At 40.5% G+C, this 15,629-nt stretch carries 19 protein-coding genes and 1 pseudogene; 4 read left to right on the top strand and 16 right to left on the bottom strand.

What is annotated here, in order from left to right; translation table 11 throughout:
- Positions 1-448 (top strand): STAS domain-containing protein (locus AB685_RS21545; RefSeq protein ID WP_047972647.1); only part of this gene is annotated, 448 nt, incomplete at its 5' end.
- 302 nt (positions 449-750) lie between these two features.
- Here AB685_RS21545 and AB685_RS21540 read toward each other — a convergent pair.
- From AB685_RS21540 to AB685_RS31795, 7 genes are all read right to left on the bottom strand, one after another.
- Entirely contained in the window at positions 751-2,178 is a 1,428-nt protein-coding gene (locus AB685_RS21540; protein WP_053073908.1) for a sensor histidine kinase, read from the bottom strand.
- A 155-nt stretch (positions 2,179-2,333) separates the two neighbouring features.
- Complete coding sequence (locus AB685_RS21535) at positions 2,334-3,161, bottom strand: hypothetical protein (RefSeq protein WP_128755928.1); 828 nt, start codon at positions 3,159-3,161, stop codon at positions 2,334-2,336.
- A 23-nt stretch (positions 3,162-3,184) separates the two neighbouring features.
- The gene (gene ggt, locus AB685_RS21530) at positions 3,185-4,819 is read right to left on the bottom strand and encodes a gamma-glutamyltransferase (RefSeq protein WP_047972645.1); all 1,635 of its coding nucleotides are present in this window, start codon (positions 4,817-4,819) and stop codon (positions 3,185-3,187) included.
- A gap of 79 nt (positions 4,820-4,898) precedes the next feature.
- Positions 4,899-6,092 (bottom strand): CapA family protein, encoded by a 1,194-nt coding sequence (locus tag AB685_RS21525; RefSeq protein ID WP_047972644.1) that lies wholly within the window; start codon positions 6,090-6,092, stop codon positions 4,899-4,901.
- 15 nt (positions 6,093-6,107) lie between these two features.
- Entirely contained in the window at positions 6,108-6,557 is a 450-nt protein-coding gene (gene pgsC / locus AB685_RS21520; protein ID WP_047972643.1) for a poly-gamma-glutamate biosynthesis protein PgsC, read from the bottom strand.
- Between the two features lie 17 nt (positions 6,558-6,574).
- The gene (pgsB, locus tag AB685_RS21515) at positions 6,575-7,765 is read right to left on the bottom strand and encodes a poly-gamma-glutamate synthase PgsB (RefSeq protein WP_047972642.1); all 1,191 of its coding nucleotides are present in this window, start codon (positions 7,763-7,765) and stop codon (positions 6,575-6,577) included.
- A gap of 25 nt (positions 7,766-7,790) precedes the next feature.
- On the bottom strand, positions 7,791-7,955 hold the full coding sequence (locus AB685_RS31795; protein WP_198530562.1) for a hypothetical protein: 165 nt from the start codon (positions 7,953-7,955) through the stop codon (positions 7,791-7,793).
- 572 nt (positions 7,956-8,527) lie between these two features.
- Between AB685_RS31795 and AB685_RS21510 the strand changes: the two genes are divergently transcribed.
- Positions 8,528-9,007: a hypothetical protein gene (locus AB685_RS21510; protein ID WP_047972641.1), complete on the top strand. Its 480-nt coding sequence runs from the start codon at positions 8,528-8,530 to the stop codon at positions 9,005-9,007.
- Between the two features lie 174 nt (positions 9,008-9,181).
- On the opposite strand, the gene AB685_RS21505 is transcribed toward AB685_RS21510, so the two are convergent.
- From AB685_RS21505 to AB685_RS21470, 8 genes are all read right to left on the bottom strand, one after another.
- Entirely contained in the window at positions 9,182-9,952 is a 771-nt protein-coding gene (locus tag AB685_RS21505; protein WP_047972640.1) for a hypothetical protein, read from the bottom strand.
- Between the two features lie 123 nt (positions 9,953-10,075).
- Positions 10,076-10,654 (bottom strand): hypothetical protein, encoded by a 579-nt coding sequence (locus tag AB685_RS21500; protein WP_047972639.1) that lies wholly within the window; start codon positions 10,652-10,654, stop codon positions 10,076-10,078.
- Positions 10,655-10,762: 108 nt separating this feature from the next.
- Entirely contained in the window at positions 10,763-11,314 is a 552-nt protein-coding gene (locus AB685_RS21495; protein ID WP_047972638.1) for a signal peptidase I, read from the bottom strand.
- Positions 11,315-11,415: 101 nt separating this feature from the next.
- On the bottom strand, positions 11,416-11,784 hold the full coding sequence (locus AB685_RS21490) for a helix-turn-helix transcriptional regulator (RefSeq protein WP_047972637.1): 369 nt from the start codon (positions 11,782-11,784) through the stop codon (positions 11,416-11,418).
- On the bottom strand, positions 11,774-12,424 hold the full coding sequence (locus AB685_RS21485; protein ID WP_047972636.1) for a hypothetical protein: 651 nt from the start codon (positions 12,422-12,424) through the stop codon (positions 11,774-11,776). Before AB685_RS21485 ends, AB685_RS21490 begins: the two co-directional genes overlap by 11 nt.
- Positions 12,425-12,428: 4 nt before the next feature.
- Positions 12,429-13,172 carry an LPXTG cell wall anchor domain-containing protein gene (locus AB685_RS21480; protein ID WP_047972635.1) on the bottom strand — a complete coding sequence of 248 codons (744 nt, stop codon included), beginning with the start codon at positions 13,170-13,172 and terminating at the stop codon, positions 12,429-12,431.
- Between the two features lie 6 nt (positions 13,173-13,178).
- The gene (locus AB685_RS21475) at positions 13,179-13,757 is read right to left on the bottom strand and encodes a hypothetical protein (protein WP_047972634.1); all 579 of its coding nucleotides are present in this window, start codon (positions 13,755-13,757) and stop codon (positions 13,179-13,181) included.
- A 137-nt stretch (positions 13,758-13,894) separates the two neighbouring features.
- A complete protein-coding gene (locus AB685_RS21470; RefSeq protein ID WP_047972633.1) occupies positions 13,895-14,134 on the bottom strand; it encodes a hypothetical protein in 240 nt (79 codons plus the stop codon).
- 237 nt (positions 14,135-14,371) lie between these two features.
- On the opposite strand from AB685_RS21470, the gene AB685_RS31790 reads away from it, so the two are divergent.
- Together AB685_RS31790 and AB685_RS21465 are read left to right on the top strand one after the other, a co-directional pair.
- Positions 14,372-14,536, top strand: a complete 165-nt coding sequence (locus AB685_RS31790) for a hypothetical protein (RefSeq protein ID WP_198530561.1) — start codon at positions 14,372-14,374, stop codon at positions 14,534-14,536.
- A gap of 49 nt (positions 14,537-14,585) precedes the next feature.
- A complete protein-coding gene (locus tag AB685_RS21465; protein WP_047972632.1) occupies positions 14,586-15,146 on the top strand; it encodes a class D sortase in 561 nt (186 codons plus the stop codon).
- Between the two features lie 45 nt (positions 15,147-15,191).
- Here AB685_RS21465 and AB685_RS31415 read toward each other — a convergent pair.
- Positions 15,192-15,629: pseudogene (locus AB685_RS31415) on the bottom strand (glycoside hydrolase family 13 protein); the annotation flags it as partial.

Below are 15,629 nucleotides of genomic sequence, written 5' to 3'. Positions count from 1 at the left end.
GTTGCGAGAGACGATTAGGAAGAATGAGGTAGTAATAGCGGATTTATCAGCCCCTATTATTCCATCGATCATTCCAAGTACGATACTCGTGCCATTAACAGGAGCTTTAACGAATGAGCGTTTCTCCTCAATTCAAACGAAAATTTTAACTCGTATTCAAACAGAGAAAGCCGATACTGTCATTATRGATTTTACAGCGATTACGTACCGTGAGATTGATCAGCTTGGAATGGAGCATTTGGGTGACCGGATTACTCAACTGAGGGATTCTTTGAGGCTGATGGGTGTGGAGACGATCTTTACTGGGTTTTCTTCAGGCTTAGTGCAAGAGATGGTGAAGTCAACTATTGATACAAGCCAATTTAATGTTCATTCTACGTTCCGTACTGGGCTTCAGTATTTGATGAAGAAAAAAGGATTAGAGTTTGTTCAAGTGCAACCAGATTAATCGATGAACTAGTTCCAACTGTGGGGCTAGTTCTTTTTTTATCGGACATCAAAAAGGGGCTAGGACATATCTAAGAGGTTTAACTCAGGATACGAACGATGCGCTAAATGAGCGGATGAAATATATGTAGACCTCCTGCGGGATGAAAAGCAGAGGTGAGACCCCACAGTGCGTAGCACGAGGAGGCTCACCAGCTTCCCGCGGAAAGCGAAGTATATTTCAGGAGCGGTATACATAGAACGCATCAGTAATGTTCGATTTTCCATGAGTTAAAATACTTTTGTCTCAGCCTCTTTTCTCTCTTAAATCACGCTATATTGATAATGTGGAAGCTCTACTCGGAAGGTTGTGCCTTCGTTGCTGCTCTTTAGCACTTTGAGTTCGCCGCGATGCTCGAAGATGAGCTTTCTTGAAAATGGTAGTCCAACGCCCATTCCATCGCCTTTTGAAGACATAAATGGGTCGAAGATTTCTTCCCATTTATCATGAGGGATTCCTTCGCCTGTGTCGGTGAAATCGATGATGATGCGGTCGTCATCAATGATGGTTTCGATCGTAATTTGTTTAAAGAGACGATCAGTTTGAATCGATTCGGCGCTATTTTTGATTAAGTTGATAAAGACTTGTTTTAAATACGTGCCGCTGACATAGGCTTTTAGCGGAGCGAATGTCAGGTCTGCACTCACTTCTATCTCTTTACTATCCGTTATATCCGAGGTGATGTCGATGGCCTCTTTCAACAGCTCATTTAAGTCATAATAGGCAAAGTTGATCGCTTTCTTTTGCAGGTACTCATGATAGCTATGCGTGAGGTCCTCCAATTGGTTGCTGGCCATTTGGATTTTYCGGATCATGTCTTGACCTTCTTTTGATAAATCATCATTTCGTGGTAGTAGGGTTGAATAGGCTTTGATGATTTGTAGGTTGTTTTTGACTTCATGTATCAGACTGGTTGCCACATTTCCTGAGTAATCGAGCTTTTTCTGCCTTTCGATTAGTTGATGGTACTTGATGGTCGTTAAGTTATTCAGCTTCACAAAGGAAAAGATAATCGTCGATGTGAAAATGATCACACCTACGCTTCCGATGAGTGACCCGGTCGTTGGATTGAAATTGACCATGGCGGTGAGAAAGAGAAACAACGCACATAGGGCGAATGTACTTAAAAATGATTTTAAATGGACGTTATGAATCCCTTTTGAGACAAAGAAAATCACAATTAAAAGGACAACTGCCAAAAGGGCATGGATTAGGAAAAGAATATGTAGCGGACCGTATTCCGGGAAATAGAATGTGTTGGGCGTCATGTGAATGCCTTGTTCGACTAATCCCGTGATACCTAGTTGGGTCCAGTTGACCCCGTAGACGAAAACACTCCAAATGATGAGAACGACAAAAACTGTTCGATTAAAAATCACTCGCATCATACGGTATTGTACGGTATTTTCAATGCTTGGTATATGCTTTTTCACAATTAAATAGGCAATATAATAGAGGAACGGCACTGCAAAGGTCGGGCCGGCTCGAAATAGTTTAAAGAGCATGAGAATCGTTTCTTCTGATAATACTCCTGCCATGTAAAGGACCGCAATATTCACTTGCCACAGACTGACTGAGAGCATGAATAATAATAAACCGATTCCGAGTTCAGATCGGTAAATACGTAATACATTTAAGGCGAGCACCGTCGGGAGTGCACCTATGGCAATAATAAATAAGGAGATCAACATTTTTCTTCATTCCCTTGCTCATTCATATGTCGATTCTAGTTTCTGGCTCATGCGTCTATCTTATCACGATTGATTAATAAATAGATGGATTTTCGACATTTTTCTAGCCGATCACACAGCGAAAAACCAGCACATCATCATGTGCTGGTTTCCTCTTAATTATTTCCCGCAAAATAATCGACAATATATTCGCTCCACACTGTGTGTCCTTTTTTATTTGGACGATACTTTCCGTCTGGGACTTCGAGTAAATATTGCTTGAGCTGTTCATCCTCTGTATCTGGCCATGTGCTCCAATGATCGAGGTACGGTTGGTCCTCCTCTGCCATAAATGCCGCTAGCCCCTCTACTTGTTCTTGGTAGAAGTTCGGTTGATAGAGCGGATGCGGTGGTTGCACAATGACATAGGCACCAATTTGTTGGTCCATCGTGCGGATGATCGCTGATAGATTTAAAAGTGTTTGATCAAGTGTTAGGTTTGAATGATCATTTAGTAGAAATGGWTCAAACAAGATGATGTCTGGGTTCATTGCTTCGATCTCTTGTAAAGCCTCGCTTGCATAGAACTCACTTGTTGTGAGGTCTTTGTAGCCTGAGAGGTAGTTTACATCAAAGGCGTCCTCCCCGTAAATCTCATTTAACTCCCCTTCAACAAGTTCTGGCCACGATGGGATCGCGATTGTTTTGCCATTTTCAAATAACTCMCCTTGGCTATGAGCATCGGACCCAACGACGGCGATGCTAATTATTTTGTTGTTGGCGAACTTAGTAAGAATTTGCTCTTTTTTCGCTTCGTATTTTGGGTGATCGAGTGCTTCTTCTAAATTGTGACGAAGCTCTTCATGTTGTTCAACTTGGAAATAGAAGTCGTCGATGGCACTTGCTTCGACATCCGTCAGTCCCTCGTCATGCTTGAATAAATAGAGAGCGACAAGTAAGACGGCCACTGCCGCTATTGGTACGATTGATTTCAATAGACTCATAAACATGTTCTCCACCTCTTTCGTTATTMACTGCTTCTTGCTTTCCATGCTCCAGAACGTCTTTTATCAGCTGCACCTGTTACTTCTAGGTCGTCTCCAAATTTCGATAACATTTGGACACCACCATAGAACATATCAGAGTTATGAATTTTAACCGAGTAGCCTTGATTTCTAAGGTCACTGACGACGGATTCTGGGATGTTTTCTTCAATAAAGATTTCATCATCCTCTACGATAAAGCGTGGATGATCGAGTGCTTCTTGGAGCGAGATGTCATCAAACATCGCGCGAACCATCACTTGGCTCAGCACTTGTGGAATCCGTCGCCCACCAGGTGTGCCGATGCMAATCACTTCGTTCTCTTCTTCATTTCGAATAATGGTTGGCGTGATGAAGCTGCGCGGACTTTTATTTGGTTCATAGGCATTCGGTGATTTTTCATTTGAACTGAAATTGGCTAGTTGATTGTTTAAAAAGAAGCCCTCAATCATATTTCCTGAACCAAAGAAATTGCTTAATGTATTCGTAGCCGAGACAACCATGCCATCTTCATCCATCACAACAAAATGTGTTGTGTTGTTGTGGTTCTTCACATCGGCTGGCGTGTCGTTAATATCAAATGCCGCTGATAGCTCATTAGTTGAGATGTTTTGGGCGAGCTTTTTTGAGTAATCTTTATTCGTTAACTTCTCTGTTGCTACTTCATTAAAAGCCGGATCACTGATGTTCGATAGGCGGTCATTGTAGGCTTGTTTCGCCATTTCAYCTAGTAAATGAATGTAATCAGCAGAATCTCTGTCCATTTGATCAATTTTATATTGTTCTGCCATTTGCAGCATTTGAATGAAGGTCACTCCTGCTGTTGGCGGTCCTGCTGAATAGACATCATAGCCGTAAAAGCTTCCTTTTGCCGGCGCTGATTTGACAACTTCGTATTCTTCGAGGTCTTTCTTTGTTACATCCGAGTAGTTGTCTGCCACTTTCTCAGCCAACTCTCCCTCATAAAAGTCATTTAACCCGTATTCTTGAAGATGTTTTAAGGTTTCGGCGAGTTCTTCTTGCTGCAAGGTTTCGCCGCCTTTAATCGCTTCCCCATCTGGTAAGAAGTGACTCGCTTTGTCCTCGTCAATACGATGTCTCGCGCCGTGGATCCGTTCGCTTAAATACGTATCAACAACAAAGCCATCTTCTGCAATTTCGATAGACGGTTCGAGTAAATCATACAAGCTTTTTAAGCCGTAATCATGATGAACATCGCGCATCCCTTTGACAAGTCCGGGAACTCCTGTGCTATTTTTCTTCCCATCTGCCGGGGCGGTTTCGCGGTAATCATAGACGACCGGCTCCTCCCCGCTCTCGGGTAAGACCAGCATCGTTCCCCCGCCGCCGATACCAGAACCATAAGGCTCCACAACTCCGAGGGCAAATGAAACCGCAACGGCGGCATCGACTGCGTTGCCACCTTGTTCGAGCACACGCATCCCAACTTCCACGGCGACTGGATTCGAGGAACTGACACCATAGCCTTCTTCATGCGTTTCTTCGTTCATGCTCATATCTACCTTCTCCGATTCTTCCAATTCTGACTTGCTTCCAAAATACATAAAGCCTACGCTTACTAGTAGGACGATGAGTAATAGAGTGGTCATTTTCTTCATAAAAATCTACCTTTCTCTAAGCAAACAGCCCAAACAAAAGAGATGGTCTCCTTTTATTTGGGCCAGGGAACCAACGATTTTATTCACTCACTGTGGTTGCCACTTGATTCGGTTCTTCTTTTGTTGCCATTCGATCTAAAACATGACTGTGATCCACTTCAAAGATTAAGCGGTCATCCTGTTGTATAATGCTTTCTTTGTTCTCGGTATCTTTTGTCAGCTGTCTAAAAATCTTGCTCCGGTGATAGAAGCCAAGTGCACCGTCTACTGGAACCRGCTGCGCTTCATAGATCCGAAACGGAACAAGCTCGACTTGGGCTGTACCATCTGGCTTCAGATCGTATTGGGCAATCGCTGTATCACGCGTTCTTGTCCAGCCTTGGTCAAAAATGAAATTCCCGATCGAGTAGAGAATTAACGTGTCATTGTAGACATCTACTGATTGGAGGACATGTGGATAATGCCCTATCACGATATCTGCTCCCGCATCAGCAAAAGCTTTCATCAACGTTTCCTGACGTGTTGTAGGCGAGCTATCGTACTCTTGCCCGGCATGTACATGTACGACAACGAGATCAGCTTGACTACGTGCCTCACGAAGCAATGGCAAGGCTTCATTGGGATCCGTTGTTAGTACGCTTGATGCTGTTGACGGTTGAATCACATCTGTGACGCCCACCGTCGCAACTTCTAGCCCGTTATGCTCGGTGTAAGAAATGCTTTTCGCGGCGTCATAATCTTCAGCTACCCCAACTGCCTCTACCTCAGATTGTTCTAACGTCTGCAAGGTTTCTGCTGTTTCTGGCGTTGTTTCTTCAAATGAATGATTATTTGCTAGATTAACGACTGAGAAATGGGCGTCTTCAAGAGTTGAGATCGCTTCTTTGTCAGCTACAAGACTCGAGAGCTCTTTTTCATCAATCGGCTTATTGCTTTCTTCATCTAGAACGGGACTTGTTAAATTGCCTGTGACATAATCAGCCGCTTCAAAATATGGCTTTGTGTAAGCAAACATATGGTCATAGCCATGGCGTTGTGCTACTTTCTCCACATGGCGGCCAAACATCATATCACCAACAAGCGATGCCGTGAAGACTGAATCATCTTCTTTTGCTACTGTTGGAACGTCTGTTTGACGAATCAGGTTTGTACTAGCCAAAATGATAAAACATATCATAAAGGCAATAATCGAATGTTTTTTCGCATGCACTTTATGCTTTTTCGTGCTCATTAACACTTTTTCTGGGAAGGTTAATTTTCGTTTTTGACTCATGTTAGCCCGCCTCCCCTACAATAAGTAAAATAGCGAAATAATGACAAATGTGATCCCGCTAAGTAAGAGTGTACTTAATACTGTTGGCGTCACACCTTGTTTTTGAATGGTGTTTGCAATCAATCCGGGCACGATGACGCCAAGTCCCCTAAACTCATGGATCTCAAAGGGCATGACCGGATAAAAGAAGTCGAAGACGAGTTTTAACACAATCCCCGTCGTTAACATCGCCGCAAATTTTCTGCGACCATATAATATCGTTATTTTTGAAATGCCGTATACGACAATTAAATAGGTTAGAAAACTTATTGAAAAGATAACTAGTAAAAACACAGGTTGGTCAAAGACTAACGCCAAATACCCTGGCACAATGAGTCCTGCAGGCATAATGCCCGTCTTTTCAGCATAGACCAAACTGAGTACGACACCAATTACGAGTGCCACATATAAATCTGTACCAAACACCTAAAGCTCCCCCTCGTCTAGCTCGCTATTCTCTTCACTTTGAATTGTTGCAATCTCTCAATTAATGGTTCCGCTGCACCGTGGATATTACCGACTCCATAAATGGTGGTAGATGCCATCACATCTTGTAAGTAGCTGGCAATTTCATCGGTTGATGCTCCTTCAAAATTGACTAACTCCTTGGCCGGGATGATGCCTTCTTCATATGCATCGACAATCGGCGAAACACTCTCCCCAATGACGACAAGCTTGTCCGTTTCGATATAAGGAAGCACATCTCTTGCAAACTGCTCTGTTCGTTCGACACGGTCCTCACGGCAATTCATAATAATAATGGGCTGTTTTGTCGGATATCCTAACATCTCAACTCTCTTCCAAATGTTCAATGTCGATGCCGCATCATTTGCTGCGAATCCATTGACAAAGAAGGACGTTTGGTTTGAGTGATCATCCATTGGTATGATGCGCATCGCACCAGGGTCCGGTTGAGCATTTAACATGCCGCGAAAAGCTGTCTCTTCATCAATTTCAAGCGCCTCAGCCACAGCTAGGGCCAGTGACGCATTTTCAGGGAAGACCATGTATTCAAACTGCTTCAGAAAGCTCTCTGAAATTCTCGAGTTATCCGCTACGATGACTTTCGTATTCCGTTTTGTCGCAATCTCTTTGTAGTACTCTGTGTAAGGACTTTCTGTAATAATGAGGTGTCCGTTATAAGGAATCGTCGCAACAAAAGCCTGTGCGACCTCATCAAGCGTTGGTCCCATTACATCCATATGATCTTCAAGTACATTCACAATCACTCCGATGTTCGCTTGCACCATTTCCTCCTGGAATGTGATTTGATAATCGGGATTCACGGCCATGCACTCACTGACAAGCACCTCGGCCTCCATATCTGCCGCTTCCTTCACTACAATCCGTTGTTCGCGGATATTCGGCCCTTCATGACGTCGCTTGATCGGCTTTTCTTCAGATGTATTCCAGTAAATCATGCGTGCCGATGTACCTGTTGTTTTTCCTATTGTTCTCTTGCCCGTCTCTGTAATCACCCCTGTAACAAGACGCGTGACAGTCGACTTTCCTCTAATCCCATTAATATTGACGCGAACCGGAATCGAGTTGATGTTGCGTTTGTGGATGATTTTCTCTCTGATTCCCAGCGCTAAAATCACCAATATGAATAAGGATATCGGTATAAAAGCCATTCCATATACCTCTTTTCTGTTGTTATTAACCATCGTGAGACCCTTTATGGATTTGCATCGCCTCAGGTCTCCGATCACTCACAAATTTGAAATATTCATGAACAATGGCTTGCCATAGCACATTATAATCAATAGGTGGTAGCTTTGGCTCTCCTTCAATCGAGCTGAATAAAAGTAGAACATCAGTCATGAGATTATGGGTGACACTGACATGAATGGAAGGTTCTCACGCGAAAAAGGTTGTGGTTTACACATTCTGAAGCTAGGAGATAAGCTACCGTTTTCACATTACGTTCTTTAATGATACGGATTGCTGCGATTGTCGTCAGATTGTTCCACGCTTTTTCATATTTACGTACTAAAGCCTACGTTTGGTTTGGAAATTATTCATAATTACAAGAAGTGGGAGAAGAACAGGATTCGATATGGGGGTTAGGTGAGTTGCGACGCCGTATAAATTTTAATACCTTCATATTAATTTGAATTCTACTCAAATAGTAAAAAAAGAACTGTGCAAAAGCACACTTCYTTTTCACAAAAAATAAACTGAGTATGACGTTCGTTCTATTTACCGAACCATAAACCTATCATTCTAAGCTAATAGATAAGTAATAGTTACTTATTCTTGAGAGAATACTAGGTTTTTGGAGAAATTTGTCACACTAAAACACTACAAAAATAGTTAATTATTACCTATAATAGAATATATATATATGACTTATTATACGTATTAACTTAATCAGTAAAGAGGAGGAACGAAACTTGTATACTACTTCAGAAATCCATCATAACGTCGTGGTGCATGCCGACTTGTATTATGATGGGGAGTTTACATTACTCCGAAAAAAAGAAGAAGATCAAGCTTTTTGGTTATTCTGTTTTCAACGTGTAGATGAGGTTGATAGTGGGGTAGAAGAATTGATGGCTAAAGGAGACACTCCTGAAGAAGCTATGAGAGTTGGGTTAGCCTATGATTTAAGTTACATAGAAATCGAAGCTAAGATCTGGAATGATGTATATAACATAAATCATTTGTTCTATGCCTCTATCATTGAAACAGAATTAGGATTACCACTAGGGACGATTAATGAGTTGTGCTGTAAGAAAGACGGGATACAAGAGATGGTTTTGAATGGGCATCTGTTGAAAGAAGAAGGGGTATGGATGGTAAGCGAGGTGATGAAAGGATTTTTAAAGTCTGAATATTCGGATACATTTTCCCCTCTAGCTTATTGTGAATAATAATTTATTGAAGCTCAATCTGGGCTTCTTTTTTTTGATTTTCTATTAATCTTAATAAGACTTTACCATCATTAAAGTTAAATAGCTACAGTTTTCAGAATAAATAGATATAAATATACTTATTTTCGCACAAAAAATCACATGAGACGACATTCCTCTCATGTGATCGTATTTTTAGTTATTTCTATTAAATAACTCGGCTGGATCTGTGTCTAATTGATGAGCTTTGAATTCGAAGCCAACACCTAAAGTAGCACCTTGATATTCATTACCCGCTTCCTTATCAAGTGCACTTCCGTATAAGAAATGGATCTTTTCTCGTTTTGTGATGACTGATAATAGCTTAGAACTAGCAGCATCTGTTACTCCATCACCGATTTCTATTAATGATGTTTGAGGAATAAATACTAGGAACGTTTCTAATGGATAATCTTCCATTTCTTGAGCTAGATCCTCTGCAGTATAGGCCCCATCCAATATTCTCAGACGTCCAGCATCTGTAATAACCCCGAAGCCGGAAGGCCTTTGTCCTGTTTTTAAGTAGTTTTCTAGATGCTTTTTAAGCTCACCTTTAAAAGGTACAAGATTTGTACCAGCAGGGTTAAATTGCAGCACTGCTGCCGAACGATATTGATCTAATTTCGCAGCTTCATTATCTGCTTCTAATACTGCATCATAGTTAATTTCCAATAAATTAAAGAAGTCTGTCGAATCATTGGTAATTGTAATCCAATCTCCGATGGCGTAACGAGAAGGGGCTAACTTTTCATTATTAATATAATTTAGTAACTCCCCGTCAGTTGCTGTTAAATCTAATTCTGCATTCTGAATTTCCCCAGTTACTTCTGCACTACTCGTAAACCACGAAAACGTTCCAAACCCTGCGCCAACTACAACTGCCCCTGCTAATGCTGTTCCTAGTAGTGCTTTTTTTGTTTTTTGCATAATGATCTCCTTTGGGCATATCTTTTCTATGAAAGACTGCAGTTTTTTAGTTTATAGTAGTAATTAGGTATTAGTGCTTGGAGTAAAGAAGCCCTTACTTCTTTACTCCGCTTATATAATTACTTAGTTGTTCGTGAACTGGGCACCATCATCTGTTTGTTTAGCAAGAGTTTCGAAGTTTACAGAAAGGTTAGCACCTTGGTAATCATCGCCTGTTGAAGGGCCATCAAGAGAAACCTTTAGCTCTACCTCGACATCTTCATCGTTGGCTAGTGTAATACCATTCAATACATCTGCTTTTTGTAACTGAGCTGCATTACCTGTGAATTTCGGTTCGGATTCATCATTTATAAACACCTCTACATCATAACCACGAAGTAGCTCCTCAGTTACATTACTTTCACCTTTCGTAACAGTGAAAGTAAATGCACCTGTTAATATAACCTCTTCTTCAGCAGTATTTTCAATTGTAGCGCTTCCAATTGCTGTTCTGCCTGGAGCAAGTGCGCTGTGACCACCTTGTACTGTTAAATTAAACTCTTCAGTTGCTTCGATTTCTAACGTCGAGTTCAGCACTTCGCCTGATACATTTGCACTTGAAGTGAACCATGAGAATGTTCCGAATCCTGCTCCTACTACAACTGCTCCTGCTAATGCTGTTCCTAGTAATACCTTCTTTGTTTTGTTCATGTTCATGTTCATGTTCAACCGACTCCTCTTTGTGTTTTTATTTTTTTGGACGTTTGAAGTATGTAGATCGTTTCCCTTTACGTCTTCATCCGTCATCACTCCCCCCGTGTGAGTAGTTGATTAGCTTGCTTGTTTGTCTTGTACTTTTTCTTTTTTATTGCCGATCAMACCTAAACGTTGGAATATTTCGATAATAATAACTGCTAATATCGGTACGGCTATTAAAATAAAGAACCCAATTGGCCCTGCTACAAATTGCGCATAGTAGCCTGCATTTGGAATGATATGTGTTTGGACTCCTAAAATGTCTTCGCGAGGAATGTTAATGTTATCTTCAACGTTATTGTTATCCCCTTGTGCTCTGAACATCATTTGTCCATTTGATTCGTTGAGATCGATTGCTCTGTGAGTGACTAAGATTCCATCTGGATGCTTATACGYAATGACATCACCGACACTTGGTTCCACCTTTTCATTGATGAGGATAATATCACCCGCATCAAAAGCAGGCTGCATACTGTTTGATAGTATCGTGAGCGGCTTATATCCGAAAACGCTTGGAGCTTGTTCAACATCGCCGTCTGCTTGAATGACGAAATAAATGACTGCTCCCGCGCCAAGGGCCAAACTGATAAGTAATAGAGTTGACAAGTATTTCAATAGTTTTTTCAAGCATCTCACCCTTACTGTTGTTTTCTATATCGAACTCTTTATGGCTTTATTGTACGTGTGATGTACGTGATTTTCAATACTTTTTTACTATTTTTTCCTCATTACTTTTCTACAAATTTCGCATCACGTCCTAAATGATACTTTTCTACTACGGATCTTCCTTCAATAAAATGAATGAGCTCGTTTTTCTTGATTCCCTTTTGAATGGCCATGTAAATAATCCTAATCCAATCCTCATCTAGCCTCACTTCTCGATCCCYTCCAAATACGAGGTGAGGCAACTGAACTTCAAGCTCATTAGCAAGCTTTGTGACGATCTTAATAGAAGGATTATCCTTGTGATTGCGTTCTATATCGCTTAAATAACTTTTGGTAATCCCTGTTCTATTCGCTAACTCAGTAAGTGATAAGTTCTTCTGTTTACGATAGTAGGCAACCCTGTTCCCAAACGTTGCTTCATTACCCTCCATTGGACTTCTCCCCATTCTCATTTGTTTCTGTGTTGTCTTTTGCCTCTGGAGAAGCCTCTTTTTCTCCTTCTTCCTTCTTTGGTTCGCTCATTTTTTCTACTTGTGTTACCTTTACCTCTTTTGGTTCCTCAGGTTTTTCAGCAGGTTTCTCAATGACCTCGACCTTTTCTTCTTCTTTTGGCTCAGAAACTTGCTCTTGCTTATCGTCTTCAATAGCTGGCTCTACTGCCTTCTCTGCCTGTTTAGCTTCTTTCTCTTTAGGATGTTTTTCTTCTTGTTTCTCCTCTTTGACCTTTTCTATAGCCTTCGAATCCTCTGTGTCTACTTCTTTTTCAATTTCATCTAACGGCTCATTCGTTTCTTTTTCTGAATCTTCTGAAAACTCACCACCTTCTTCTTCCTCAACCACCTCATCGATCATTTCTTTTTCTTCTTCCTCTAGCTCTTCTTCTTGTTCAATCGGTATGGCTTGACCATGAACTTCTAAAGCTTGGGTAAAGTAGGAATGCGATGTATGAATGAGCAGGTTCATCCCACTTAGAATAAGAAAGSTAAACAAAAACATAATACTAACAAGATAGGTTATTTTACGATTTTGTTGACTCCTTAATAATTGATACTTCCTTTTCCGAGAAAGCATGTATTTACCCCCTATTCTCCGATAGTCTCTCTGCGGCAAAGACTCGGATGAAACCTGCAATAATAATTAATAGACATCCTATTAATAAATAGTTGTACATATTTGTACTCGTTGAAGGTAATTTATGATTGCCTTCTAAACCTGGGTGCTTAAAGCTAGTAGGCTTGCCTAATAGGAATAATTGATCATTTGTCCCGCGTTGCTCGGAAGTAGTTTTAGATTTTCTTTGTTCGGTTGGAGAAGTGGTTAGAAGAGCGCCCTCAGATTCAGCACTCAACTTCCCGTGGAGTACCCCATTTTGCATATCGTTGGAAGCCTCTTTTATTAAGTGAATATCAAAGATGATTTTTACTTGGTCGTTCTTTTGCAAGCTTAGATTTTGAAGCTTTGCATTAAACTCATATTGAAAGGTCGCAAGGGAACTCCAACTGAACGTTTCTACATGCTTGTCGTTCAGAAAGACTTCTGACATAGCCTCGTAGTAAGATAACATCCCATTTTCTAGTTGACCATTAGCATGACGGTAATCAAATTCAAATAATAGATCTGTCGCTAAACTCTTTTCCTGTGTGTTTTCTAGGGTGACCGTTTGCAAACCACTATTTCTAGATGGGGCCAATCGTAAACCATCTTCAAAAAGACTTAGCTCCCCTTGTTGCTTTGAGTGTACTTCACTTGCAGCTACATTAATTGGAATGCAGTTGAATAAAAAAATGGCTATTAAAAAGTAGATCCATTTGTTTTTCATATGCATCTACTCCTTACTATCTATCTGTTTTGCTTCAACTAGAATAGAAGGTTTGACCGATAGATCTTGAAGTTTATTCCCTGGATTCTTTTTAAGTTCCATTGTCATTTCCACCTCGAAGGTTTCACTCTTTTCCATGCCATTTGAAAATTTCCTTAAGATATTTTTGTCTCCCATTTTATCCCCTGTCGTTTCAAACGTGTCAATGACGTTGCCGTTTTGTTTAATTTTTACTGTAACAAGAACATCCTTCAACTTATTATTAGGAGCATTCTTTTCACCAGAATGGATGAGATCGATATCTAGCTTTCCTGATACCTTCATCGCTTCGTCTCCACTATTTACAAACGTAAGAGGCTTGGATATAACTTTCTTCCCTAATACGAGACGATCATGTTCACTTAAAAACTCGATTCCGGCTGCTCCGTCTAATACGTTAATCTCAAGTTGTGCGTTTTGGATTTTCCCTTCTACAAGTGCTGAAGATAAAAACCAAGAGAAGGTTCCAACAGTCACCCCGCCTATAATGAGACCGAATAGAGATATACTGATTAACCATTTCTTCAACTCAGTCAAGCTTCTCAATACTCATCACCCTTATCAGCATTCTTTATTGTTTTACATTTCACTATATCGAACAACTTAAATGTACACATAATTCACGTACAATTCAAGTATTTTCGGATTATTCTTTTATTTTCTTCTCGACATACCCTGTCGAATTACGTTTTTACATTTACGCGGTAATGCTGTTCAATGAGATTCCAGTTATATGCTTGGTGGATTTTTTTGTATTGCCAATCAAGATAGGTACGGTCTTTATACGATTCTATTTTCTGTTTTGTACATTCAAAACTACACTGTCCTCTGCGAACTCCTCCAACAAAGAGTGTGCCCACCCCATTCCCGTCCTTTAAAAGAAGAATGGCTGTTCTTTTTATAACAGCTGATACAAGTTCCATCCCGTCACCCCGCTAAATTTTGAATGATCAAACTAAAGCTACCATTAAATAAACGTACAATTCAAGTATTTTTTACGTCTTTTTTATAGCTGCTTATATTTTTGATGAGTGAAATTAAGAGGTCTTACCTGTTAAAACCCTGTTTATCCGAAGAATATGTGATGGTATAATGTTCTTAACAGTCAAACTAATTGAAGATGATATTACACTAAGGTGTAGACCCTTTCGGAGGATAAAATGAGAGTAAAAACACAACGGATTGATATGAGGATTCCCGAGCAATTAATTTTAAAAGTAGAGGAATATCAAGAACGAGAAGGCATCTCCACTAGAACAGCAGCTTTTATGGAGCTAGTTCGAAAAGGATTAGAAGCAGAAGAGAGAAAACAAAAGGACAATTAATGAAAATAGAGGGTAGTGTTTTTTGTTTTTAACCGATTGATTAAGGGGGATGGCAGTGAGATTGATCTCTTATTCGTTGCTTGTGATTGGATTAATCTTTATTGGGTTTGCTGTGTGGGAGATAACAAATAGTCGCACTAAGATTGCAGAGGGGTTAAATGAAAGTAGGAATATCGTCCATCAAGAAGCTTCTCCCACTTCAGATAATCCTTCTGCCACTGGTGAAACGATTGGCATTTTGTCTTTCCCCACACTAAACGAAGAGCTTCCCATCATTAATGGTACTGACCCAGATGAATTAGAGCGAGGGGTGGGCCTTTTTAACGGATCCGCCTTGCCCGCAGATGGTTCACAAATTGTCTTATCAGGTCATCGCGATACGGTATTTCGCAAACTAGGAGAAATCCAACCTGGAGATGAGATTATTATTCACCTACCACAGGGAGAATTTACATATTTCATGTCCTCTTCCAAGGTTGTACAAGAGGATGACCTCTCTATTGTGACTCTTCATAAAGATTATGAAGAACTAGTCATTACAACTTGCTACCCCTTTTCATTTATCGGGAATGCTCCCGATCGTTATATTTTGTACGCAAAGCCTTTATGAGGAATTTAATAAGCAAAAAAGAAGTGCGCAAATGCGCACTTCTTTCTATTTATTCCCCTTTTTATCACTCGGATGTAGCACGGTTACTTGTTCTGGTTGCTCGGGATCAAAGACAAATTCGAATTTCCCGCCTCGATTTGGGGTAAAAATTAATTCACCGGTTGAATGTGCTCCGTTGATCACATAATTAAATGTAACGGTTTGTTTATTTTTAAGGTGAATGCCTTCTGAGCGCCACACCCCCGCTACCTCGTCATAGGTTAACTCAATATTTTGAGCTGCAATGCCTTGCAACGTAACATGCTCCACATTTACATCATCCACTACAACATATGTTGCAAATGAATCCCCTTCAATTGTGAGCTCATTTGCTGTGATCGTCTCACCAGTGAGCACATGTTGAAGAGTGAGCTCTTCGTTTAAGGCAACTGTTGCTTCTGCTCCTTTATTGACTGCAACAATTACACGCTCCTCATCATTACT

It is taken from the genome of Bacillus sp. LL01 (assembly GCF_001037965.1).
Note: the sequence above shows the minus strand (reverse complement) of the source record. Positions and strands in the feature narration are given on the sequence as shown.